General features: G+C 52.4%; 27 protein-coding genes. 22 read left to right on the forward strand and 5 right to left on the reverse strand.

The window, feature by feature from the left end; genetic code table 11:
* The first annotated feature begins 19 nt into the window (after window positions 1-19).
* From IMX18_RS26995 to traN, 6 genes are all read left to right on the forward strand, one after another.
* On the forward strand, window positions 20-436 hold the full coding sequence (locus tag IMX18_RS26995; protein ID WP_217191149.1) for a hypothetical protein: 417 nt from the start codon (window positions 20-22) through the stop codon (window positions 434-436).
* 97 nt (window positions 437-533) lie between these two features.
* The gene (locus IMX18_RS27000; protein ID WP_217191147.1) at window positions 534-779 is read left to right on the forward strand and encodes a hypothetical protein; all 246 of its coding nucleotides are present in this window, start codon (window positions 534-536) and stop codon (window positions 777-779) included.
* 395 nt (window positions 780-1,174) lie between these two features.
* Window positions 1,175-1,312, forward strand: a complete 138-nt coding sequence (locus IMX18_RS27005) for a hypothetical protein (protein WP_217191145.1) — start codon at window positions 1,175-1,177, stop codon at window positions 1,310-1,312.
* Window positions 1,313-1,549: 237 nt separating this feature from the next.
* Window positions 1,550-1,747 carry a hypothetical protein gene (locus IMX18_RS27010; RefSeq protein ID WP_217191143.1) on the forward strand — a complete coding sequence of 66 codons (198 nt, stop codon included), beginning with the start codon at window positions 1,550-1,552 and terminating at the stop codon, window positions 1,745-1,747.
* A gap of 274 nt (window positions 1,748-2,021) precedes the next feature.
* A complete protein-coding gene (locus tag IMX18_RS28145; protein ID WP_217191140.1) occupies window positions 2,022-2,219 on the forward strand; it encodes a hypothetical protein in 198 nt (65 codons plus the stop codon).
* A gap of 133 nt (window positions 2,220-2,352) precedes the next feature.
* Window positions 2,353-4,983, forward strand: a complete 2,631-nt coding sequence (gene traN, locus IMX18_RS27015) for a conjugal transfer mating pair stabilization protein TraN (protein WP_267918405.1) — start codon at window positions 2,353-2,355, stop codon at window positions 4,981-4,983.
* Between the two features lie 52 nt (window positions 4,984-5,035).
* On the opposite strand, the gene IMX18_RS27020 is transcribed toward traN, so the two are convergent.
* The 5 genes from IMX18_RS27020 to IMX18_RS27040 all read right to left on the reverse strand — a co-directional run bounded on the left by IMX18_RS27020 (window position 5,036) and on the right by IMX18_RS27040 (window position 8,716).
* The gene (locus IMX18_RS27020) at window positions 5,036-5,872 is read right to left on the reverse strand and encodes a hypothetical protein (protein ID WP_217191137.1); all 837 of its coding nucleotides are present in this window, start codon (window positions 5,870-5,872) and stop codon (window positions 5,036-5,038) included.
* 81 nt (window positions 5,873-5,953) lie between these two features.
* Window positions 5,954-6,127: a carbon storage regulator CsrA gene (gene csrA, locus IMX18_RS27025; protein ID WP_217191135.1), complete on the reverse strand. Its 174-nt coding sequence runs from the start codon at window positions 6,125-6,127 to the stop codon at window positions 5,954-5,956.
* A 9-nt stretch (window positions 6,128-6,136) separates the two neighbouring features.
* Window positions 6,137-7,045 (reverse strand): ParB/RepB/Spo0J family partition protein, encoded by a 909-nt coding sequence (locus tag IMX18_RS27030; RefSeq protein WP_217191133.1) that lies wholly within the window; start codon window positions 7,043-7,045, stop codon window positions 6,137-6,139.
* A 255-nt stretch (window positions 7,046-7,300) separates the two neighbouring features.
* A complete protein-coding gene (locus tag IMX18_RS27035) occupies window positions 7,301-8,152 on the reverse strand; it encodes a DsbA family protein (protein ID WP_217191131.1) in 852 nt (283 codons plus the stop codon).
* 6 nt (window positions 8,153-8,158) lie between these two features.
* The gene (locus IMX18_RS27040) at window positions 8,159-8,716 is read right to left on the reverse strand and encodes a hypothetical protein (RefSeq protein ID WP_217191129.1); all 558 of its coding nucleotides are present in this window, start codon (window positions 8,714-8,716) and stop codon (window positions 8,159-8,161) included.
* A 423-nt stretch (window positions 8,717-9,139) separates the two neighbouring features.
* Between IMX18_RS27040 and IMX18_RS27045 the strand changes: the two genes are divergently transcribed.
* From IMX18_RS27045 to traV, 16 genes are all read left to right on the forward strand, one after another.
* A complete protein-coding gene (locus tag IMX18_RS27045) occupies window positions 9,140-9,688 on the forward strand; it encodes a single-stranded DNA-binding protein (RefSeq protein ID WP_233467878.1) in 549 nt (182 codons plus the stop codon).
* Window positions 9,689-9,756: 68 nt separating this feature from the next.
* On the forward strand, window positions 9,757-10,848 hold the full coding sequence (locus IMX18_RS27050; RefSeq protein ID WP_217191126.1) for a recombinase RecT: 1,092 nt from the start codon (window positions 9,757-9,759) through the stop codon (window positions 10,846-10,848).
* A 232-nt stretch (window positions 10,849-11,080) separates the two neighbouring features.
* Window positions 11,081-11,290 carry a hypothetical protein gene (locus tag IMX18_RS27055; protein WP_217191124.1) on the forward strand — a complete coding sequence of 70 codons (210 nt, stop codon included), beginning with the start codon at window positions 11,081-11,083 and terminating at the stop codon, window positions 11,288-11,290.
* 95 nt (window positions 11,291-11,385) lie between these two features.
* Entirely contained in the window at window positions 11,386-11,565 is a 180-nt protein-coding gene (locus IMX18_RS27060) for a hypothetical protein (protein WP_017848001.1), read from the forward strand.
* A complete protein-coding gene (locus IMX18_RS27065) occupies window positions 11,546-12,049 on the forward strand; it encodes a hypothetical protein (RefSeq protein WP_217191122.1) in 504 nt (167 codons plus the stop codon). The genes IMX18_RS27060 and IMX18_RS27065 overlap by 20 nt, the downstream gene beginning before the upstream one ends.
* Before the next feature lie 185 nt (window positions 12,050-12,234).
* Complete coding sequence (locus IMX18_RS27070) at window positions 12,235-13,278, forward strand: YqaJ viral recombinase family protein (protein ID WP_225903950.1); 1,044 nt, start codon at window positions 12,235-12,237, stop codon at window positions 13,276-13,278.
* Window positions 13,229-15,934: a MobH family relaxase gene (gene mobH, locus IMX18_RS27075; RefSeq protein ID WP_217191118.1), complete on the forward strand. Its 2,706-nt coding sequence runs from the start codon at window positions 13,229-13,231 to the stop codon at window positions 15,932-15,934. Before IMX18_RS27070 ends, mobH begins: the two co-directional genes overlap by 50 nt.
* Window positions 15,931-17,760 (forward strand): conjugative transfer system coupling protein TraD, encoded by a 1,830-nt coding sequence (gene traD / locus IMX18_RS27080; RefSeq protein WP_217191116.1) that lies wholly within the window; start codon window positions 15,931-15,933, stop codon window positions 17,758-17,760. The genes mobH and traD overlap by 4 nt, the downstream gene beginning before the upstream one ends.
* A 14-nt stretch (window positions 17,761-17,774) precedes the next feature.
* Window positions 17,775-18,131, forward strand: coding sequence for a hypothetical protein (locus IMX18_RS27085; RefSeq protein ID WP_217191114.1), 357 nt, complete (start codon window positions 17,775-17,777; stop codon window positions 18,129-18,131).
* On the forward strand, window positions 18,124-18,771 hold the full coding sequence (locus IMX18_RS27090) for a DUF4400 domain-containing protein (protein ID WP_217191112.1): 648 nt from the start codon (window positions 18,124-18,126) through the stop codon (window positions 18,769-18,771). The genes IMX18_RS27085 and IMX18_RS27090 overlap by 8 nt, the downstream gene beginning before the upstream one ends.
* 87 nt (window positions 18,772-18,858) lie before the next feature.
* Window positions 18,859-19,644, forward strand: coding sequence for a DsbA family protein (locus IMX18_RS27095; RefSeq protein WP_217191110.1), 786 nt, complete (start codon window positions 18,859-18,861; stop codon window positions 19,642-19,644).
* Window positions 19,641-19,928 (forward strand): type IV conjugative transfer system protein TraL, encoded by a 288-nt coding sequence (traL, locus tag IMX18_RS27100; RefSeq protein ID WP_217191108.1) that lies wholly within the window; start codon window positions 19,641-19,643, stop codon window positions 19,926-19,928. Before IMX18_RS27095 ends, traL begins: the two co-directional genes overlap by 4 nt.
* Window positions 19,928-20,569, forward strand: coding sequence for a type IV conjugative transfer system protein TraE (locus tag IMX18_RS27105; RefSeq protein WP_217191105.1), 642 nt, complete (start codon window positions 19,928-19,930; stop codon window positions 20,567-20,569). The genes traL and IMX18_RS27105 overlap by 1 nt, the downstream gene beginning before the upstream one ends.
* A 175-nt stretch (window positions 20,570-20,744) precedes the next feature.
* The gene (locus IMX18_RS27110) at window positions 20,745-21,794 is read left to right on the forward strand and encodes a type-F conjugative transfer system secretin TraK (RefSeq protein WP_217191103.1); all 1,050 of its coding nucleotides are present in this window, start codon (window positions 20,745-20,747) and stop codon (window positions 21,792-21,794) included.
* 12 nt (window positions 21,795-21,806) lie between these two features.
* Entirely contained in the window at window positions 21,807-23,123 is a 1,317-nt protein-coding gene (locus tag IMX18_RS27115; RefSeq protein WP_217191101.1) for a TraB/VirB10 family protein, read from the forward strand.
* Between the two features lie 10 nt (window positions 23,124-23,133).
* Window positions 23,134-23,607 (forward strand): type IV conjugative transfer system lipoprotein TraV, encoded by a 474-nt coding sequence (traV, locus tag IMX18_RS27120; RefSeq protein WP_217191099.1) that lies wholly within the window; start codon window positions 23,134-23,136, stop codon window positions 23,605-23,607.
* Window positions 23,608-23,646 lie beyond the last annotated feature (39 nt).

Consider the following 23,646-nt stretch of genomic DNA (forward strand, 5'->3'; position numbering starts at 1 on the left):
CGGTTTGAGGAGGTCTGAAATGGAAAATACTGCGACTGCGTTGCCCCTACTAGATCTGTTCGGGGAGCAAGTAATAATTCAGCGCCGCTCATTCGAGCGGAAACCCCGGAGGAAGACGAGCCCTGGGCGAGTCCTTCAGCTTGGATTTATCGACATCTTGGAGATGTCTGATGCTGAGTTGGAAGCCATACGGACACGAGACGAAATCACAGATGATTACGTTGAGTGGATGCGGGAATACCTGCTGAAAATCACACTGAGGCAGATCATTCATCCTCAGGTAAGTGAGCAAAATTGGCGCGAGGCAATGGACTGGGTACTTTCGGACGATGTTCATCCGTTTAGTTTTCGTGTCTGCTGTGAGGCAATGATGTGCGACTTTGAAGATGTCCGCGCTACCACATTGAGAATCGCAGCCAAAGTACTGTTTAAGTAAGATTGAAACTCTAAATCCGAAAATTGGCAGTCTAAAAAACCACCCTTGGGGGAGAATCCCCCTAGGGACTTCTCCCTATCATATTAAGGAGAAGTCAATGAACGCGATCCTCGAAGCTGCACGTTTGCAAGGCCCAGCCTCGATCAATCGGAAGGCATGGGTCACTAAAGGTGAAACGAAGATTCATCTGTGGGAGCTTTCGTCGGGGGGGGGCATCCTCCTAACGCACTCTCAAGCAAAGGGCTTTTTTCCACCGATAAAGCTGGAGGAGCCAATGGAAATGATCGTGGACCGTTTCCGGAATAAACGCGGGCACAAGGTGTTTTCACCAAATGCCTTATGAGTGCAATAAGGTGGCCGTTCGGCCACCTTTTTTTTCGTCTCAACCTTGTGCATGTGTGTCGGTTTGGTATCATCGCATGCATAGAGTTGACCTTACGTCGATCTCTAAAGAAACCTTCCGGCACAGGTCCTCTGTGCTTAGAACTTAGCGGCATGCATGAGCATGTCCGCCAAGGCCTGAAAGTTTATGCTTTCAGGCAAGCGTTCTCATCATGTTCCGTGATGAATCGCAAAAAAGCAGAGCCACGCTTTCAAACAGGCTTATAAATAGCACAAAAATCATCTTCATCATCCAGATTACTGGGTGATGGTTCATGTTTGTGCAAAAAACCCGCAGCGGGGAATACCCGCGTCAGGGTAGTTCTCCGTTTGCATTTTTCGCTCACGGAGTACGCCATGAAAAATCAGAATCAGCCTTTCTTCGCCTTCGTTGTTGGTGGCATTCAACGTGGTTATGGGCCATTCGATTCCGGTCTAAATACTGTGCAGCAGTCAATGACCGCAAAATTGTTTGAAGTGCGTAATGCACGTTGATTCTAGGGGTCGCAATTGCGATGTCCCTTTCAAAAGGTTTCACCTACAAGCTCTTGATGCTGTGCGTTGTGCTGTATCACTTGTAGATGAGACAAGCCTTTCGCATGCGATTTATTCGTCTCGTAAAGGATTTATTGTAGTACCTCTAATTCATGCAACAGGCATGGAGCTAGAGATTATTAAACCCTGACGGGGCGACCCGTTAGGGGAGCCTTGTCAAATAATGATGAGGATAAAATGTATAAGTTAATAATCTTAAATTGGCTAAAGAGCTCCCTAATGGGAGTGGGCTGTAGCCTATTAGCGGCAGCTTTTGTTGCCGCGATCACACCTGAAATCACCACGAAAGTGGTGGTATTTTGTTTGATAGCTGGTTTTGTCTTGATGGCTATCGATTTGGTGCTATCATTGACAGCAGCTAAAAGCAAAAAATGAGGTGGTGAATATGGCCCTGCTAGTTTATTCGGTTGTAGGCGTCGTCTGTGCTCTTGGGCTGACGGCAGCCGTTGCCTTCGCGGTTGCGGCACGTCTTGACAGAAAACACAGCACTCACATCAAGGCCCACTGAGTCAGCCCCACGGGCTGGCGCGGTGAAATGATTCAGGCCTAGCTTCGGCTAGGCAATTGTGTGGTCACCCTTTGTGGGTGATCCACCAGAGCCCTTCCGAGAGGAGGGTTCTGGGGATCACCCACAATCGGAGCATAGTAAATGACCACAACAAGCGCCCTTTTTTGCCAGGAACTCAAAGAACTGATGGTGGAGTCGGGACGGGTGTTCAAGGTCCCCGAGCCGATCGCCAGAACTGTTTCGTCTTCCGATCCGGATACCCGGTTCGTCAAGTCATGGGCGGTCATTCATCACTTGATCCCCAGTGATGGACAGGTCCTAGTAGTGTCTGAGGCATGATCATAAACACAGCGAGCCCCCGGCCGGTGCCCCCACCTGCCGGGGGCTTTGCTTTTCAGACGATTATGTTGTTCGAAATCGCGCCTTCATTTCTCAACCCTCACCTAGCATCGAAGCATCCCTATTTATGGACATGCGATCGATGCGACAACCACTCAAAACCATGCTGAAACGCCTGGTCAACGCGACCGTGATAGGCCTTTATCTCAATAGCATGACCTTTAATGCGTGGGCCGACGCTGTTACCGCTGGTTCGGCTGCTGGCCAGTCGGTTGGCCAGCAGGCACTACAGGTGTTCGACGGTGGAAATGCCTCGCTAACACTCCAGGATCTTTTTCCTGACGCTGGTGATACGTCGTCGCTAGAGAAGGTCTACGGCGACGATTCGAAGACGATTGACCTCGGATTGCAGGCCAATTCGCGCCTGAAAACTGAATCTTCATCTGATGGGGAGGCCTACAGAACGCTTATCGACAGTGGTAACCGTATGTCTGTCGACCTATCCAAAGACCCTATGCTCAACCAGGCCGATCAAGTCCGCTCGCCTGACTTCATGGATGGGTTCAAACAAAACTTCGCTGACTGCAAATCTACTGACGTCTTCGAAAACGTTACAAAAAATGCTCACGTGGCCAACTACAAGACGTGCGAGCGAGTGGTGGATCAGGGCGGGAATGTTGAGTTTCGTCATGATTACAAAGTGGGTGTGATTGAGTACGTTTCCGGGCAGCCTAACTTTCAGTCCTGTGGCCGCGGCTGCTTGTATGTCTGGGTAGGTACGGTCGGTGACAACTACTGGAACGGGAACTGCGCGGTCTACGAGGAGTACACCCGGTTCCGCGTGATAGCCAAGGACGCCATCATCTCAGCCACAATTGACCGCGCGGTATTCGATGACTACTTCCAAATCCTTTTCAATGACCAGATGCTATGGACGCACACACCTGGTGTTTTCCCTCCGGAAACGCCTGGGGCGTGTGAGCGCGGAACAAGCTGGAACGTATCCCCAAACACAGTCATTACTGACAAGTTTGGCAGTAATGACGATGTAATCACCTTCAAGACCCGTACCTCTGTCACTGGTGGGGGTGAAGGTTATGCCCGTATCAAGATCCTCTATGACCCGGCAAAGGCGTTCGTAGATAACGGTTGGGGGCCAAAAGAACGCCTGCCAATGTTCGACATGATTGAGGATGGATTCTGCACAAACCCCCAGATGTCCTGCACGTCTATGCCGGCAGTCGATGCAAATGGCTGTACAGAAACGAACGGCGTTCGTCTTTGCAGCTCTGACATGCCACCGTCCCCGCACTCGAGCATCGATCCGCTTTGCCTGAAGGCCCAGGTAAGCGCCGAGTGTTCCTACTACAAAGGAAACATGGAGTGCTACACCGACGCCAAGGGTGTGCAGCGGTGTCCTACAAATGAGGGGGGTAACCTCAATACCTGCACCCAGTACGAGCAGAATCCGAGCTGCGGCTTTATCTCCCAGGGATGCATTGAGGGCGCAAAGGGCGAAACAGGTTCGTGTTATGCGTTCGAGGAGGTTTGGGACTGCGGTTACGACACCAACTACGAAACTATCGTGAACACCGGAGCCCAAATCGAATGTCCTGGTGGGGCTCGCTGTATGGGCAGTGAGTGTTTTGACACATCGAACACGAAGAGTGGTGATTTCGCCTACGCGGTGGCCATGCTCCAAGTTGCCCAGTTCGCTGAACATGATTTGGACTGTGGAGGAGACGGTACCGATATCAACCAAGCAAATGACTGCAAGGTATTCAAAGGGGAGGACATGGAGTGCAAAAAAGCCCTCGGTGGTTACGTCGATTGCTGTGAGGCACCTGAAAGCGTCTCAATTTTTGACTATGTGAACCTCACGATGAACACGCTCAAGATGACAAGTTCGCTTGAGGCTCTAAATAGAACGGGCAGCCTATTTTCACCAGGTTACTGGGCTGCGGGTAGTAACGCAGTGATGGCCGCAGGCACTTCCGTTGTAAAGGGTCAGTGGGGGTCAATCGTGGACGCTGCGACAGGCGCTTTTGAGAAAACGCTGAGTGGCACGATTGAGCAGACTGCCTTGAGCAAGTTGCAAACGTGGCTCATGCAACAGGCCTATGACGCGATGGTGGACATGGGGGCAACCGCAGCTGCTGACGCTGTCTTTGCAACCGGTGCCGATGGCGCAGTAACCGGGCTTGGTGCAAACGCGGCGATGGTTGTCAATATCATCGGGTGGGTCTACATGGCCTACGTGATCGCAGATTTGCTGGTCAATATTATTTGGGAGTGTGAAGAGAAGGAATTCGAGCTGGGCGCAAAAAAAGAGACTCGCCAATGTCATTTTGTGGGTAGCTACTGCGCTTCTGAAGTGCTTGGGTCTTGCGTGGAAAAGCGCGAGGCGTACTGCTGCTTTGGCTCGGTCGTTGCGAGAATCATCCAGGAGTCCGCTCGTGATCAACTGGGCCTCGGATGGGGGGATGTGAAGTCTCCCACTTGCGAGGGGATTACTCCAGACCAGTTAGCCAAAATGGATTGGTCTCGGGTCGATCTTTCCGAGTGGATTGGCATGTTGAATCTAGCGGGCCGCTTACCAACCGCCTCGACCGTCTCTCTTGAAGATGTGACGGGGAGCGGTAGTGGGCTAGGTCAGTTCTCGGAAGGTACTCAGCGTTTGAATACGCTAGATCGTAATTTACAGCGATTGGAAGGGTTCGATGTCGACGCTGTGAAGAAACAGTATGAACTTGATTTGAAGTGATGATCAGATAAAAAGCCCCGCCATGCGGGGCTTTTTAGTGGATCGTCGCTAGCTACTTACCGATAAAGTAATTGGCCTCGCCCTGATTGAAAATTGCTGCTGGTATTGAGCCTTTCCGCAGTTTTTGGCCAGGATGGTAGATGTAGATCCATTCCGGCAAGTGGCGGGATGCGATCAGCATGGCCTCAGAGGCTGTCATGTTATTTTTAGACGCATCGAGAATGAACTGGTTATCCCGGATGAAGATTGGCCCATACGCAGGACTTGAACGCAAAAAACTAGGTGCTGGGGCGGGGCTGTCGGTGAATGGGATAGGACGTTCGGCGTAGCTATCCGCTAGAGAAGCGTAGGCGCGGGAATGTCCGTCCGGATATTTTCCAACGTGCATTGGTAGCTTCGACAAGCCTTTCACAAAAACCTTCTGGCGAGCTTCTTCCACCTTCTTCAGTGCAATTGCCGAGGCCTCCTCCGGGGAAGAGGCCTGATCCGCCGGCACCCAAGCTACAACTTGTGTTGCATGTGCAGGATCGCTCGACCCGCCAAGCATCATAAGGCCGAGGCTTACGCTTGCAGCAGCTCCACCGCTAAAGCCGCTTGGAGGTGCAGAGAGACTGACGCCGGCAATCGCTGCATCAGCGCCTGCTCCACCGCTGGTGTTGCCTGGTGTTGAGTTTACGAAGGACTCAGCAAGTTCCCGCGGGACGTCGCGTTGGCCAGAAATATTCATGGCAGTCAAAACGTGCATCGCATCCGACCATTTATCCTTGGGCACATTCTGCGGATCAGGCAACTGCACAGTGGTGGCCTTCGGTGAGGAAGAGCACCCAGCCAAGAGTGCAATGGTCGCGGCGAGGAGCCCGATGCGGATCGTTTTACTGCGGTTATTCATGGTGAAACTCCTTTTATCGATAGCCATAGGTTACCGTCTTCGGCGGAGATCCTAAGCGAACTGGAATGACTGATGGGGCGATCAGACCGATTTTTCGTTCTGGATGCGCTGGTAGATCTCTTCGCGGTAGATCTTCACCTCTCTCGGCGCTTCAAAAGCCAATCTGACCGTACCATTCGTTGCCTTTGTAACAATCACCTGTATGTCGTTGCCGAGTCGAATAGACTCTCCGACCTTGCGCTCTATGTGCAGCATTATTTCTCCTCAGGCCTCTGATGGGGCCTGGCTAGCTTCATACTTCTCCAAGATCTTCAGCAGCGATTCCGCCGCCTTTGAATCAAGCCGCAACTCGTGCTTCCCATCGCCGCCGGACTTGAGCTGATCACGCAAGCTTCCTGTAAGACCGCTGAGCGCGCCAAAGGCGCTCATGGCCTCCTTAGGTGTTACCTTGAACTTCCCAAGCGCTTTGTTAGCGTCCGAGCCCGTTGCACGGGTGCGACCGGATGCCTTTGCTCCTTCGATCATTCCCAGAAGCTTTGTGTATGGGTCTTGACCTGTTCCTCGCAGCTCCACCAGCACATCGATTACGGGCGATGCTTTGATTGCCCCTTCCCGAACGAGTTGTTTGACGTTCTCCTCTGCGTTGGCCAGGAGTAACAGACGCTCCACATGAGTGATGCTCCTGTTCATGCGATCGGCTATCTGCGCGGGACTCCAGTTTTGTCCGGCCAGGCGCTTGTAGCCTTCTCCTCGCTCCAGCGGCAGCAGTTCTTTGCCTTCGCTTGTCTTGATCATCATCACAACAGCGTCGGACTGATTCCCTTTGAACTCGTTGACCATCAGGCCTGGTAGCACTGCACCGCGACCTTCAGCGAGTCGAGCCCCGGTAAGGCGATGGTGGCCTTCTCGAATAACCAGACGAGGATTGCCGTCGATGATCTTTAATTCGGCGACTACTGGAGGCACGTAGAGGCCTTGCTCATAAGACTTGGCGAAGCCTTCGGCATGGTCAGGGTCAATAGGCCTCAGGTTGAAGCCTTCTTCGATGGCAAACCAGTCAAGAGGGGCAATGTAAATGTTGTTGCGAATCATCTGTTCGTCTCGAGGAACACCAATTTTTTTCAGGTGTTCGTCCAGCTGGCGAAACGAGGCAATGCGGGGTAAATCAGTCATGGCGTATCTCCCTGATACGGTCGTTGAGGTCATGCTCAGTACATCACTGCTTTTGAATATCCCAAGCACAAGAAAACCCCGCCGGAGCGGGGTAGATGTCGATGTTTAGTGATCGAAGCGGGAAGGAGCCCAAAGCGCCCATTAATTAGGCGGCTATAACCAACTTCAAGCGGAAAACATCTGCTCTGCGTGGAGGTCAGGAGCGATGAAATCCTCACAGCTGCTGGACCAGCTCAAAGGTTGGTCTTCACCAGCCTATTGCGCTCCGCTCTCATCAGTAGTGCTCTCGGCTGGGGTTTCCAGCTTGTCCTGGCTGGGAGCCTCGTCGCGCATTTTTACCAGTTGCTGCATGGTCTGAAGCAGTACCTGAGTGCTTTGTGCACCCTTCACCAACAGTTTGTTGCCTGTCATGTTGTCGACCACGACTGTCGCCGGTGTGCCGGTTACGCCCATGTTCGTGCCTTTCTTCACCTGGCCCTCGATCAAGGTTTGATACTTGCCGCTCTCCATGCACTGACGATAGGCATCCAGAGGAGTACCAACTTCCTGTACAAGACGCTCTACGTCTTCTACACCTTGGCCATTGAGTTGAGTGCGTGCGAACCATTCACCCGTGAAGGCCCAGAATGCTTTATTGCCGGCAATCTCGCCCACGCACTCAGATGCGTGAGCTGCCACTTCCGCAACGGGATTGTGGAAAGCCAGGGGGTAATGCTGCCATTCCCAGTTAATACGCCCTTCGGACTTGTCAGCCATCTGCTTTGGCGTGTCGTGGAAGCGCTTGCAATAGGGGCATTCCAGGTCACTGAACTCGACCAAAGTGAACTGGGCGTCCTTGCTGCCGTAGATGTGCCGACCTCCACCGGTGCTGTCAGCAGCGCCGTTCCACTTCGACATGATTTTCGCTTTCGCTGCGTTGATCTTCTCAAGCTCAAGATCCTTCAGGCTTTGGGAGACCGCTCCCGGCAACTGCTCCACAAGCGCGGTTTGTACTGCGTTGTCTGTGTAGATCCGAGCCATGTGGACGCTGACACCGACAGCGATGGCCGATGTGACGCCCATGGAAACGCCAATGGCAGTGGCGAGAATGGGATTGAATTTAGGCATGACTGATCACTTATAAGAAGGGGAAAGGGCCGGTTTCAGGTGAAGAGGAACATCCTTAGGGGTGCCTTCGACGAGAATTACCCACTCCTCGTAGCTCAATCGTTGAGCCCCTTTGCAGAGCTTGTTCCGGACGGCAATGTAGTCATCGACTGAACCGGCCGCGTTGGCCAAAGTGACAATTCGCTCGTTTGCGGCGGGTTGGCCGAGCGCGAAAGCCTGCGCTACGTTCGCTGAGTCAGCACAGTTGGCCTGGACCATGGATGAGGGGACCGCAACGCTATCGCTCGTCATGAGGCGTGGTTGCAGTTCTGGATGGAGCTTACCCATAGGGGTTTCGAGAACATCAAGACTGCCGAGAACTGGTTGGTAGGTGGGTTTCCGCAGTGCCGCACCGCCTCGTCCCGTATGCCCCCAGCTCGTGTGGTATTCCCGCATGTCAGGTTCGTAGCTGGTAACCTCGAATGGCTTGCCCAAGGGCGGGGGGGCTGGCTTGTTGGCACAGCCCGCTGTAATCGCCAGGCCAAAAGCCAGGCTTAGCGGCAGGAAAGATTTAAGGTGATGCATGTTTGATCCTCTGAGGATGGTTAGGATCATTTTCCTCCGTGATGGAAAAGGCATTTTTCGTTTTCAGGACGGAAAAGCGACTGAAAAAAAACTCGACAAAAAACCTGCTTGCCAAGGTGGGCTGCTTGTTGCAGACTTCAATTCACGCCGACTAGATCGACGTTAAGACTCTTGACTGCATGCCTTGCAGTCCATTTTCCAGGCCCAGCGCCTCATGGTTGATCATCAACCATCAAGAATCCCGAGATTAAGTCAGCTCACATGTGTGGACTGATTTAGTCATGCGCATTGTCGCATGGTCGGCTTGTTGGCCGTCTCACAAGTACAACTATAAACCCATGAAAAACAAACCCCAACGGGGCTGCTATTGCCCGCGTATTGGGGTAATGCCGCCCAGTGATTCTATTGAAATGGAGAATTATTATGGCTCGCGGCGTAAATAAAGTGATTTTGGTCGGCACATGTGGTCAAGATCCAGAAACTCGCTACTTACCGAATGGTAATGCAGTAACCAATCTCAGCCTTGCAACAAGTGAGCAGTGGACTGACAAGCAATCGGGTCAGAAGGTCGAACGGACCGAATGGCACCGAGTATCATTGTTTGGCAAAGTCGCTGAAATCGCTGGTGAATACCTTCGAAAAGGTTCTCAGGTATACATCGAAGGCAAGCTACAAACACGAGAGTGGGAGAAAGACGGTATTAAACGGTATACCACCGAAATTATCGTCGACATGCAGGGCAGAATGCAGCTGCTGGGCGGCCGGCCTGACAACCAGGGCGGTGGCCAGCAGCAACAGCGACAGCCGCAACAGCAACAGCAACGGCAGCAGTCTCAGCAATCTCGCCAGTCGCATAACTACAATGCGAACGACAACTACGGACAACAAAGTCAGCAGTCGTCGCCGCCGGACTATTTCGACGACGATATCCCGTTCGCCCCAATTAGCCGTTTGCTTCTAAACATCATCTAATTGGGTAAGACCTGTCAAGAATAAACGCGCCTTCGGGTGCGTTTTATTTTTTAAAAAAGGAAACTAAAATGAGCGATAACTTCCAAAACGCAGTTGCCATTATTGCGAAGCATGAAGAAAAGTTCATCAAGCTGGTGGAGTCGTCGAAGACTGACGTTACGTTCAAAAATGAGCTGCTGTTTGCATCGCAGGCCATGATGAACAACGACTATTTGTGTAAGTGCGCTACGACAAATCCGCTCAGTCTTAGAAATGCGTTTAGCCAGGTTGCGGCATACGGGTTGACCCTCAATCAATCTCGACAGCTTGCTTATTTGGTGCCCCGTGACGGGCAGGTGGTTTTGGACGTGTCTTGGAGAGGCATGGTCAAGGTCGCTGTGAACGACGGTGCAATCCGTGATTGCATCGTTGAGTTGGTCTACTCGAAAGACAAATTCGAGTACAGAGGTAAGCGACAAAGCCCTACCCACACGTTCAACCCTTTCGACAAGAAGGCTGATCGTGGGGAGTTTGTAGGTTGCTACGTCGAAGCCCTTCTGCCTGATGGGCGCGTTCATGTTGAGGCGGTCACCGCTGATGAAATCAATGCTGCTCGCGATGCTTCGGAGCTGTGGAAACGTAAAAAGAAAGGCCCTTGGGTCGACTTTGAAGATTCCATGCGCAAGAAGTCAGCCATCAAGATTGCAAGAAAATACTGGCCTCAGACCGGCTCAAAGCTGGACGGGGTGATCCAGTACCTCAATACAGACGCTGGGGAAGGGTTCTCTTCCAACGATGTACCAGTTGAAGTTGTCGAGCGATATATGGGCGCTGCTGAAGTGGTGGACCCTGAACCGTTGCCGACCTCTAACCAGGTTAATCAACGACCAGAGCCCACCAAAGAGCGGGACCAGAACGCTAAACCAGAGGTTGCTGATCCTGCCCCGGCAGATGATGTGCTCGAGGGTGAGGTTGTCTGTGATGAAAGCCCTGTCCCGCCACCTGCTGACTTGCCTCAAAAGGTGGTCAAGAAAATTGCGGAAGTTGTTCGGCGTGCTCGTCAAGCCAATAGTTGGGAACCGGCGTTCGAGTACGTTTCGACGTGGCCTGTAAACGCTCGAAATTACGCTGTAACTCAGTTGCAAGCTGCGCAATACGCTGCTCAGTCGCAAGGCGAGTGACGCAAAAAACGCTTTGGGTGCCTCGTTGTTTAGGGTGCTCCAAACTGACCACAACCCTCCGGGGCTTTTCCCGTGAGGGGAGCTCCGTCAGTTGAAAGGAACCAATCAGATGGCTGACTTGATCGTCTTCATCCTGACCCTGCTGCTGCCGTAAGGCTGTTGCAAACAAACTCCCTGACGGGGCATATCCCGCCAGGTGATTGCCCTTGTCGCTCTCTAAAAGGAAAACGATATGGCAACTCATAACCAGAATGCAGAAAGCCTCGATCCACCTGTTGAACAGCAGAGGGATCTACTGGCCTCCGCAATCGGAGACGCTTTGGTGAAGGCAGGAATGATCGCCCCCAACACGCCCCTCACAGGGCCACAGCTTCTCCATTTCCTCGATCAGCTGGTTGATCACTACAACGAGCTGTGCCGTTCGGTCGACGTTGCTCACTGAGACCTAGCCGCAGTACTAAAAACCCTGAGGGGGCATCGCCCCCACAGGGATGGTGCCTCTTTTTCAGGGCTAAAAATCTGAGAAGGAGATACACCATGCGGACCTACATCCTGTCGATGACCATCTTGCATACACAGCAGAAGGCTACCTTCCGTTGTGAGGCAACCACCTTCGGCGACGCGATCGACAAAGCAGAGAAGGCCCATCCGGGCTTTTTTGCCGTTCTGACCCACTCCCTTCCAGGAGAGCAGAACAATGCGACCGTCAACCGTTGAGGGACTGAAGGACTCCCTGGCTAGCTGGATGGAAATGAAAGAAGAGGGTGGACCTTTCGCGGCTTATGCTGACGAAATGATCGAGCAATTTCATGTGAAGCTCATTCTCCTGGAATACCTGCTCTGTCAGTTCACTATTAACGGCTTTGGCTTGACGCTGAAGCATCGGAGCCGGGATGCCTGGGGTGTTCTTCTTCCCGACGCATCTCAGCAAGGGCGCTTTCGGTGGCAGGCATTTCAACGAGATGGCTTCACCGGCCATTGCACGCATGACACGCCGGAGCTTTGCATTGGCGACATGCTTGACGATGGATATGCACTTCTAGACATGGGGGCGCTTGATCGATTGTCTGGTACCCCTGAATGGCAGCGCGGGATGGAAATCGTCGCAGTGATCCAGGCTTGCAATGCAGGTCAGTTGAGCTTCGAGGATGCCATTCGCAAGCGAGATGAAATCTACTCCCGCTACGCGAAAGTTGCGTAAGCGTGGAGCATTACTGGAGCACCAGAGAAAGAATATCCCCCAGGGGGCGAAAGCCCTCATGGGGATCGCCTTTTCGGGGGGCCACTTGGGTTTTCGAACCAGGGTGGTGAACTTGAGAAAAGGAGAAATCAGATGAAGACCTTTGAAACCAGCTGTTTTGTTGGCGTTCTTTGGGGGTGTCAGCAATGAAAATCGTTGACATCGCCCAGCGGACACCGGAGTGGCATGCGTGGAGAAGGGAAGGCATCAGTGCAACCAGTTGCGCGGTAATCATGGGTGAAAACCCTGATAAAACGCAGCTCGAGTTGTGGAGGGAACTGGTCGGAATTGTCGAGCCGGCTGACTTGTCGGTAATCCCGCAGGTTAGGAGGGGAGTCAAATTCGAACCGCTAGCACTACAAGCCTTCGAGGATAAATACGGCAAGATAGCTTTGCCTTTCTGTGCTGAGTCGACAGATCACCCGTTCATTCGGGCTTCGTTCGACGGCGTCTTGGATGACAAGTCCCCGGTGGAGATCAAGAACCTCTCCGAGACAAATCACCTAGAAGTGCTGCAACTCAGGGAGCATAGCAAGGCATTCAAGCTGTACCGCTGGCAAATTATGCATCAGATGATCGTTAGCGGAGCGCGGCGCGGGTATCTGTGGTGTTGGTCGCCAAAGCATGAACCCTGCTGTTTGATCGTTGACTGGGATGACCTCCTGTTTAGACGAATCATTCAGGCTGAAGAAATCTTCTGGGGGCTGGTAATGCGCGGTGTGCCGCCTGAAGCCGATCCAAAGCGGGATGTTATTCCGCTGGATAGGCTGGACCTGGCTGCATGGCGTCCACTAGCAAATGCTAGGAGGGCGAAGGAGAGCAAGATCGCTGAGTTGAAAGCTCAGTTGAAGGTGCTCACCAAGGAAGCAAAAGACCTTGAGGCCGAGATCCTGCCGTTGCTGGGGGAGTTCCGCCGGGCCGAGGCTCTGGGCGTGAAAGTCACGAGCTATGAAGTGGCTGGCACAGTGGATTGGAAAGGTGTTGCGCAAGAGCTGAAGGCGGTTATTCCGGCCGATGTGATCGCGAGACACCAGACTGGTTCCTCAGTGGCAACACGGTTCTCTGTTGATGCTTCCTATGATGAAAGTCAGGAAAAACCTGAGCCTTTGCCCCGTATACGGCAAAAGGTGGATGCACTGAATGAGATGGTCGAAGAGCCGTCACAGTTTTTCGGAACCTTCTGGTTCTAACCCCTCAACCCGGCATTTGCCGGGTTTTTTTTTGACCATAAAACAGCCTGAAAACGAAACTCAAGGCCAGGTCCCTCACGCATCATTCTCATCACATAATACGGTCGAGAAGTGTATGCGTCCTTTTTCCTTCCTCAAACGCCTGTGGCCTCGTAGCGAGCGTGCCCTCACGGACGGCTTCGCGCACCCGGCCGAGCAGATGATTACTCCTGAAATCAAGCGGTATCTGGAGAACCATAACTGGCGGAACCTTCGATACCCCCCGTATCAAGAGGGCTATCCGGGCTTGGTTAGCGGGCAGTGGTTCATGCGCAATTATCAGCATGAGCTGTTCGATCGGATTGTTCATTCTGTAGGAATGCCTGCCAGTGATCTCAAGCTCTACGTTGAGCCGATCCTGGTGAATTTCGCCGAGCTGGCCCACATGCTGCCGGCATCGGAGAACCACCATCACTCAGGGCCAGGCGGGTTACTCCGACATAGCCTTGAAGTCGCCTCGCTCACCCTTGATGGGTGCCTCACCACTGCCTTCGATACGAACGAGACCCCGGCAAGGCGAAGCATGCGTCTGCGTCGTTGGTACGTCGCGGGTATTGCGTCAGGCCTGTTGCATGACGCCGGAAAACCTCTCACCGATATTCGCGCCACAGATTTTGAAGGCAATAACCAATGGATCTACGCGCAAGAAACGCTTCATGACTGGTCTGTACGCAATAAGCTGACCCGCTATTTCCTGCACTGGAATTCAAATAGGCACGGGAACCACGTACAGGTATCTGTAGCGCAAGCAACACGGATCATACCTCCGGTAGTGCAGGCATGGCTTATTGAAGGTGGCCACGACATTTACGAAGCGCTCCTCGATGCGATATCTGGTACTGGTAGCTCGCCTTTGACCGACTTGGTTAAGTGGGCCGACGCGGCATCCACCAAGCGCGATCTGAACCGAGGCTCGAATCATAGTGGTGGCAGTGCCACTGGGGTCCCGGTACCGCGGTTGGTATCGGATGCGATGCTTAGGTTGCTGAGTGACGGTAGCTGGAAAATCAACACCCCTGCTGGCCGTGTGTGGGTCGCAACTGATGGCGTCTATGTTGCTTGGAATCAAGGTGCCGAGGAGATTGTAGGCATGCTGGTGGGTGATGGCGTTGTGGCCATTCCTCGATCACCTGACACCCTAATTGGCCTCCTGGTCGAGCATGGGATAGCCGAGAGAGCCCCAAATGGGGACTTGTACTGGTTGGTTACTCCTCACCTTCTGCGCAAGAACGGCAAAGGTCCTGCGCTGCGCTGCATGAAGCTTGTAAATCCAGACATCCTGTTCCCGACCACACCGATACCGCCACCGGTTTCAATCAGCCTCGGAAAGGAAGGGAAGCAGAAAGATGTCATTGCTCCTAACGATGCGGCTGGCGCAGCCGCAAACGCACTGACTGCTCACCAGGAGGACCTATTTGGAGCAGACCTGACGGGTGACTCAAACGAAGAAGGCGACGAGCAGTCTGCGTCTACACCTAGTACCGATGCCGCATCGTCGAAACCCTCAAGAAAGAAAAAAGCGGTTTCGAGGCAAGTAGCACCGGTACCAACGGCTGCCAGTTCTGGGGTTAGCCTCCAACAAAAGCAGAGCCCAGTCGAAGACGCCCCAGTTGATATGAAGGTCGATACAGTACCTGCCATGACGGCAGTGGCCGATCCTTCCGAACCAGAGGAAGCAATCGTTGAGGGGGAGGAGGAAACCGGACCCCAAGAGCCTCCTGCCACCCTTGAAGAAATGCTGCTTTTCTTGAGTCCTCACACGCCGCAGGCGGAGACATCTCACAATGCAGTAAGCCCCGCCGTGGAATCAGAAAGTAGTGCCGATATTCCTGGCGCAGAAACGCAGTCTGAATCAACACCAAGCCCGCAAGAGCTACTGCTACGCCAAGAAAAGATCTCCCTCAATACCATCATGGGACAAGGCAAACGCACGACTAAGACGACTGCTACGTTGGAACCTGAGAATAAAAAAATCGAGGTGCCTGGCCCAGTGGCGGCGGATGAAAAAGCATGCTCAGTCAGCATCTTGCCAGCCGAGATCATCGCGAAGCTTACGTCGCATGAATGCTACTTACTCGAGCAACAACCTAGCCTTGCTAAAAAGCTCATAACTGCAACTAGAGATCCCGAGAACGCGGCGCTTGCAAGGAACAAAGTTTTCTTACGCCTGGGTAAATCCTCCTTCATTTCAGATGACATACACCCGCTCGTTAATGCGGGCTGGCTGTGGCAGGACATTACTGTCGAGGGGCCGGCCCTTACTAGAACACTACAGTCCCGTGAAGGGTTCATGCTCACATCAGACTTCAGCGTCATCTATTGCAAGTTAGCAGGGTTGGACTGGGTTATTCCTCACTTGTCTCGCCTAAATGAGGCCGACATCCCTAGTCTTGAGCAGGCCGTGAAGTCGCTTATCAACAAGGCCGTACAGGAGGAAATAGGCGGCTCGCCTGTACTCGGTATCACAACCTATATGCTGGCGAATGTCGCCGAGCAGTTCGGTATCACGGCCATTTCCCTAGAGAACGCGCTGTTCTGCTTCCGCGATGCTGTAAAGGTCGCTAAGCGCCGGAAAATCTTCGTTCGCCCACTTCCCGAGGAGCTGCACCAAAAATGAGTGAATGGGACTACACCAGTTACTGGAGAAAAAATTACGAAGCACGAGAGGCGATGGCGTGGGGTTCATCCATGGTCGCAGGTACAGCTGTTCAGCTATTAACAGCTATGCCACTTACGCCGTACCTCATTACTTTGGGTGTGCAAGCGGGATTTGCATTAGCTGCTATTCCACGGGCGTTACGGGTTCACCAAGCTAAAGCTTGCCTGCTTGGAAGGGAGTTGTCGTTCATCACCCTAGAGGAGGTGATGGAACTGGTAAAGCGTCATCCTCACGAGTTCTATTTCGGCGAGGCATTTCCTTGGAGGCAAATGCACGGGCAATATGCGTTTGAGCTTCAAGCAATGGATGTAGAGGCAATTCTTGGAAAGAAAGGGAGACGTAAGGCAAATGTAAAGGGCACGCGATGGATACACGGCATTGGTATGGCGGAGGAAGAACCATGCTTTCGGCCACATGATCAGCGTTCTATTCACCACCTGATAACTGGTACTACCGGTGCCGGGAAAAGCAGATGGTTTGATATCGCTATCGCTCAGTGCGTTGCCCGCGGCGAGGCGGTTATCGTAATTGATCCGAAAGGGGATAAAGGGTTGGCAGCAACATGTAAGCGCGCATGTGCTGCTGTCGGTAAGCCAAGCTTGTTCAAATATTTCCACCCGGCCCATCCAGACAAGTCCGTGCGCTTGTCTCTGACAAAGAACTTTGGTCGAGCGACCGAGATAGCGTCCAGGGTCGCTGTCTTGATGCAAAGTAAGGCAGGAGATCCCTTCCAAGCGTTTGCCCAAATGTCTTTGAACAGCGTGATTCAAGCCATGCTGATTTGCAACATTCTCCCAACACTGGTAGGTATCAGGCGAACGCTAGAAGGTGATGTTCCTGGCTTAACTATCAAAGTCGTGATGGCCTATGGAGCAAAAGTGTTTGGGGAGGATGAGTTTAGACGCATGGCGGACTCAGCTATTTTGTCCGCTAAAGTAAAAGATATTGAACAGAAAGCGAAGGTATTGCGCCGCGTCTACTACAACGATATTGCAAAGGTCAAGGCGAATACCGACCTTGAAGGTCTGCTGACAATGCTCGAACATGAGCGGGCACACTTCAGCAAAATGATCGCCGGTCTATTACCTATCCTCACGATGCTCACATCGGGTGAGATGGGGCCATTGCTGTCTCCCCACACCGATGACGAAGATCCTCGACTAATAAGCGATCTAAACTCGGTTATCAACGCAGACCAGGTGCTTTACCTAGGTCTCGATTCACTTGCAGACCCTATGGTTGGTTCAACTATCGGTTCGCTTGCACTGGCCGACCTAGCCTCTACAGCAGGTGAGATCTACAACCATAGGCTGCCGAAACCAGTAAACATATTTGTTGATGAGGCGGCCGAAGTTATCAACGACCAGCTAATACAACTGCTCAACAAGGGGCGAGGTGCAGGCATAAACCTTTACATCGCCACGCAGACAATTGCCGATTTCGTAGCCCGAATGGGAGACGAGGCTAAAGCAATGCAGGTCCTTGGTAACTGCAACAACATCATTTGCTTCCGCGTTTTGGACTCCGATACCCAAGAATTTGTATCGAAAAAAATGACGCCCACCCGGTTTAAATACGTGATGCGAACTCAGGGTAACTCAGCTGGCGAGGGTGGTGTTTTGCAAGGAGGTAATGTCGGCGAGCGTCTTATGCAGGAGGAAGGCGAGCGCTTCCCTGCCGCTCTTCTGGGAGAACTACCCGACCTGGAATTCCTTGCGATCTTCGCGGGCGGCGATATTCGCAAAGGGAGACTACCAATTCTCACTGGCCCGACTGCCAACTGATTTCGGAGTAAATAATGACTGTCTCAATTCCACTTGAAATTCAACGGCTCACTGGCCTTGATGATGCTTCAACCACTCGACTACGCACGTTCGATCTGGAATGGCGCTGTGGTACACAATTCATCTTCAAGATGTTGGAGGCGGGCCATAAGCCTGACGTCATAGGGGCGGCTCTGATTGATGTATTAGAGGCTTACCAGAGGATGTGCCGTGAGGGCATTAGCGATTTTATTCGTCTACGAGTAGTGCTTGGCCACATCCTACAAATTCTTACGAAATCCGGTAATGCCCCTGCTGTGGATGATGTTTCCCATTGGTGCGAAACAACTAACGTGCCGCAACCAATCAGGGAGTTCTTGATCAATGGCTGAAATGCTTGAAGAGAAGTGGCCAAAGGGCGTTATGGCTTCCATTGCTTTCTTCTTCGTTCTGATCCTGATGCTGGCGACCGTTGCGCCGAATAGGCTTGTGGATACAGTGATGCTGAAAGAGCGTAAGTGGGGAATAGAACTTCTCGGCGATTCTGACATGGGGAAGGTGATTGAAACTACCAACCACTACTACTCGGCACTTGTGATTGACTCCGGGGCCAAGAAAATTGTTTCTGACCTGCTGATGCCTCGCGGCGGTACAGTGGACGCCTTCGAAAAAAACGTGGATTGGTGGTTCCGTTACCTTGAATCTCGCGGCGAGGCCGTCCAGAAAATCATTTACCAAATGATTTACCGGGTGGTTTTAGCGCTCTACTGGCTGCCACTTCTGATTGCAGTCTTGGTTCCGGCAGTTTTTGCCGGCTGGATGCGCTGGAATGCCAAGCGGCATGGGTTCGATTATTCATCTCCGTTTCTGAACAACAACGCAGCGATCGTCCTTTCCTGGGGCGGCATGCTCATCGTGCTGAGCGTATTGTTGCCATTACCCTTACCGCCGCTCGTGATCTCGACCTTCATCGTCATCATGCTGCCCGTTGTGCTGTCCGTGCTGATCAGCAACCTGCCGAAACGAATTTGAATTCTGACCAAAAAACCGCCTGAAAACGGAGCTTTCAGGCGGAGTTTGTCCGCAGAATTGCACCATCACCATGACAGGCTGATCCTTATGGAACCAAAAACTTCTCCATCGAGAACGATCCCTTTCGCTATCGCTATCACAGCCCTGGCCACCGCTTTGGTTGTCGGCTCGTACTATCACTTCACAACGATGGACCGGCTTCAAAGCCAGGTCAAAACCCTCGAGGGCGAATTGTCTATTGCAAAAGCCCAGGCAGTTGATCCCGCTTCCATTCAAGAGATCGTCGACAACCTCAAACAGCTTCAACAAGATGACATTCCCGCAGCTCCGGACAATTGGATCTATGGATCCTCATCCGCGCGCTACACCCTCATCGAGATGACTGATACTGAATGCCCGTATTGTCGCGATCACTTCCCCCTCCTTAAGGCGCTTATCGAGTCCTCGGCAGGGCAAATCAATGCTGCAATTCTTCATGTCCCAGCGCTTGGCGAAGCTTCCCGCAGACAAGCCTTGGCGATTGAGTGCGCAGGTGAGCAGGGCGGCTCGGATGCCGCTTGGAAGTACGCCCAGACCGTTTTTGATAATACGGGTGGCAACGGCAAGGGAGTAACAGAATCACTTGTTTCCCTCGCGACCCAGCTCGGCCTGGATGGGAAGCGATTTGCGGCATGCACGGACTCGAAGCAAGCTATCGACCGGGTAACTGCCGATCTGGATCAAGCCATAAAGCTGGGGATTCAACAGACTCCCTCGACCTTACTTTTAGACAACCAGACAGGTATGTCGATGGTTCTACAGGGGGCCAATGCTAGTCATGAGGGCATCCTCAAGGCGATTGCAAGCCTCGGTAAAGCCGGAGGTGCAAAATGAGCGAGCCCATCAAAATACCGGCATACATCGATCAGCCTCCACACGTTATGTTTTGGCGTTTGGATGAAGTCATGCCGATTGGAATCGGTTTGGTTGCTGGCGTTCTGCTAGCTCAATTGATTCTTTGCACAGTAGCTGGACTTCTCCTCGCGCGATTCTATCGACGCTTCTGCGACAACCGACCAGATGGTTATTTGCTCCATGCTATCTATTGGCACTGGGGCGCTATCGGCCGTAAGGCTGTGCGAACGATGCCCAATTCCTACGAGAGAGAGTTCGTCTGATGCTTTTAAAGTCGCTTAAAAATTCATTCGATGGAATGCGAGGTGAGAACCAGTTTTTGCGCATTGCTGTTGCAGGATTAGTTTTGAGCAATTTACTTGTGTCCTGCTCTGCTCTGAATAAGGATGAAGTGGTTACAGTTATACCACCTACCTTGACTGAAACTGCTTGGGTCAGCAAATCGCAAAGTTCGGGTGAGTACGCCGATGCCTGGGCCCTTTACATCGCGATGATGTTAGGCAATGTTACTCCGCATAATGCCTCAGTCGTTAGGGATGCCTTGGGTCCGATCCTCGATAAGTCAATCTACCAAGAGACCATGAAGGTACTCGATACCCAAATTCATCAGATTCGTCAGGATCGTGTGAGTCTTAGCTTCGAGCCGCAAAAAGTACTCCGAGATAATCTCAACGAGAATAAATTCTATGTTACTGGTAGATCCGTGAGCGAGGGACCGGCGGGTGACAAAAAACGTAGCAATCGAACCTACGAATTCGAGCTGAAAATCAAGGACTACAAGCCAGTCCTAAGCTGGCTTAGCACTAACTCCGGCGATGCTCGGACTCAGGATGTGGTTGATCGCGAGAATGCCAAGGCGGAGAAGCAGGCAGAGCGCGAGAAGCGAAAGAATCAGCAACGCTAAGCTACGTGGTTGAAGCCCATGCCGGGTTCCGGTTATGGGCTTTTTTTCTTGGATTCTACAGTCCGGTCACCCAACACCCCCATCCGTTTTCAGACGCTAAATCTGCTTGAAAACGCGACTCAAGCATCTGAATGGCCCCCAGAATTGACGACAACTCAGAGCAGAGGTCGTCTCGATGTCATTTTCAGTTTCTATCAATTTCTTCAAGCCGGCTGCGCTCGCATTAGCGACGGCTGTGGTAATGCCTGCTTTTGCCCAAGAGCAGATTCAAATACCTGGAATGAACCTGCCTGTTGCAGCCAGTACGCAGCCCCCAGTGGTAAACAGGCCAGCATCAACCCCGTCGACTGGTGCTGAACCAGATGTAGAACATGTGGAGCAAGTTGTGGAGAAGAAGCCTCGACTTGTTGCGATCACCCCAGGCACTGCTGAGAACCCTAGCGTGCCTGCTAGTGTCGTGAAAACTGCCGCTCCCGTTCGGCCTATTGAATCTCGGCAGGATGTGGTCGTGACAAGTGGTACTAACACGCTCATCCCGATTAGCCGCGGCCAAATGAACCGAATCGTTACGCCATTCGATGTGCCTAAAATCCAGACGGTTAGTACAGCCGACATCTCGATAAGTGGCAATGTTATATACGTCACTACGACTGAAGATAAGCCAGTGACAATGTATGTGACACCCGACGATGATGAGTCCGTAGCAATCTCACTGACCCTATTGCCACAGGGCGTGCCTCCCATCCAGGCGAACCTGATATTGGCCAAAAATGTACAAGGGCTTGCGAGCGGATTGCCTGTCAGCTCTTCGACGAATTACAGCGGCCAAGCGCGGAAGTGGGAACGCTCTCAGCCGTATATGGACACCCTCCGCTCTCTGATGCGCGACATGGCTCTTGGCAAGTTACCCCGTGGATATAGCTTTGGCGTACTTGCCAGCGGCACCAAGATTCCCGCATGTGCCCAGCCAAACCTCAGCTTCGATTTCAGCAAGTCTCAGTTGATCGAAGGTCATGACTTCAGAGTGTTCGTGGCTACGGCTGAGAACGTTTCGACCAAAACCATTGAGTTCGATCACGGTTCGTGCACCCACCCCCATCGTGCAGCTGTGAGTGCCTGGCCGGATGAGGTTCTCGAACCAGGCCAAAAAACTGAAGTATTTATCGTCACTCGGGTACCGACCGAAGTACCGCAAAGCTCCACTCGCCCAAGCCTTTTGCAGTAAGGGGACCCATCCGTGAAATTGATTCCGCAGTTCATCGAAAAGCTTACACCTAGAGGCAAGCTGATGCTTGCGATCGGTGGAACAGTTCTTGTCGTGGGTACGGTCGTTGGCCTGGCTATGAATGCAGCCAGCCCTGAGCGCAAAGCTCGCGCAGCAGCCAAACCTCAGGTTGAAGCCGTTCTCACCGATGAAGATCCTCGAGGGGTAGGCTTGGATTCTCTTGCGAGCCAACTGCGTCAGCTCCAGCAGCAGCAAAACCGCCTTGAGCGAGTGATTGGGCAGAAAGAAAAGGACGTTCAGCTTCAAAATACTCAAGAGAAAGTGAGCGGGCTGGAAAAGGAACTCCAACTCCTTCAACAGGAGTTGGCACGTAAAGGTCGGGATAAGAATGATTCGGGTGAGAACGGCGACAAGACAGCTGGCGGTACAACAGCTAATTCGGCGAGATCCCCTATTCCTCCCCGTGAGCCAGCCTTTGTAAACAAGGCCACGAGCTCGCCGGCAGAGTTGACTGACGTTTACTCGAACCTTCCGCCAGATCAACCGGAGGATCCGAAAACGCGTTCCAGCGAGAAGAAGGAAACGCCGAAAATCAGGGTCATCAAGGCTCAGACTGACGAGGGGAAAAGCGAAAAGCCTGAAGAGCTTTCCGTGACGCTTCCTGCTGGCTCGATGTTGTCTGGCGTCCTGGTCACAGGCATGGATGCACCTACAGGCAAGCAGGCTCAACGCGACCCTTTTCCAACCCTGATCCGCATCAAGAATGAGGCAATTCTACCTAATCGCTTTAGAGCCGATTTTCGTGAATGTTTCATGATCGCTGGCGGCTGGGGGGATCTCAGTGCTGAAAGGGCCTACCTGCGTGCCGAACGCTTATCGTGCGTTCGCAATGATGGTTCGGTTCTAGAAGCCAGTGTGGAGGCCTTTGCCACAGGGGAGGACGGCAAAGCAGGCTTGCGCGGCCGCCTGGTCAGTAAACAAGGCCAGATCATTGCTCGTAGCCTGGGAGCGGGTTTTCTCCAAGGCATAGCTGGGGCTTTCAACGTTCAAAAGGTCCCGACAATCAATGTGACTCGAGCAGGTGATGACGGCAAGACAGTATCTCCGGTTTACGAGCAGGCATTCGATAGCAACGCACTTCAGTCAGCCGGGTTTAGCGGCGCTAGCTCAGCCCTTGAGCGGATAGCCGACTTCTATTTGGAGATGGCGGAAAACATTTTCCCTGTAATTGAAATTGATGCAATGCGTGAGGTCGATTTCATCGTCAATAAAGGGATGACAGTAAAGTTCAATGCAGCCACTCTCAAAGTCAATGATGTTAATCAGTAAGGACATAGTTATGATCAAGCAAGTTATCCTCGCGATGGCAGCAGTGACGTTGGCTGGTTGCAATAGCATTATGGGCTTGGGCTCAGATGAATACGCGTGCAAGGGTATGCCTAGTGGTGTCACCTGTATGTCTGCAAAGGATGTCTATTCGGCGACCGAGGGTGATAACTACAAGACACAACTCAAGAAAGAACAAGAAGGAGGTACTACAAGCAGCGGTAAAGAGTCAACGGATGCTGCGCCCCGTGTCCTTATCGCAGAAGGATCAGATAATGCACCAGTACCTATGAGAGCTAGGGACCCCCTACCTATACGTTCGCAAGCATTGGTGATGCGTATCGCTGTTGATCCTTGGGAGGATGAGCGTGGCGATCTATATGTACCAGGCTTCATTTATACCGAAATCGAACCGCGCCGTTGGGGAATCGGATCAAGGCAACCGGTTACAACGCCTACGCTGAGACCGCTTAAAACAGTTGAATAATTATAAATGCCTGCTTCGAGCAGGCTTTTATATTTTCTG

Origin of the sequence: Pseudomonas shirazica (genome assembly GCF_015168335.1) — a bacterium.
GTDB classification, from domain to species: domain Bacteria; phylum Pseudomonadota; class Gammaproteobacteria; order Pseudomonadales; family Pseudomonadaceae; genus Aquipseudomonas; species Aquipseudomonas asiatica.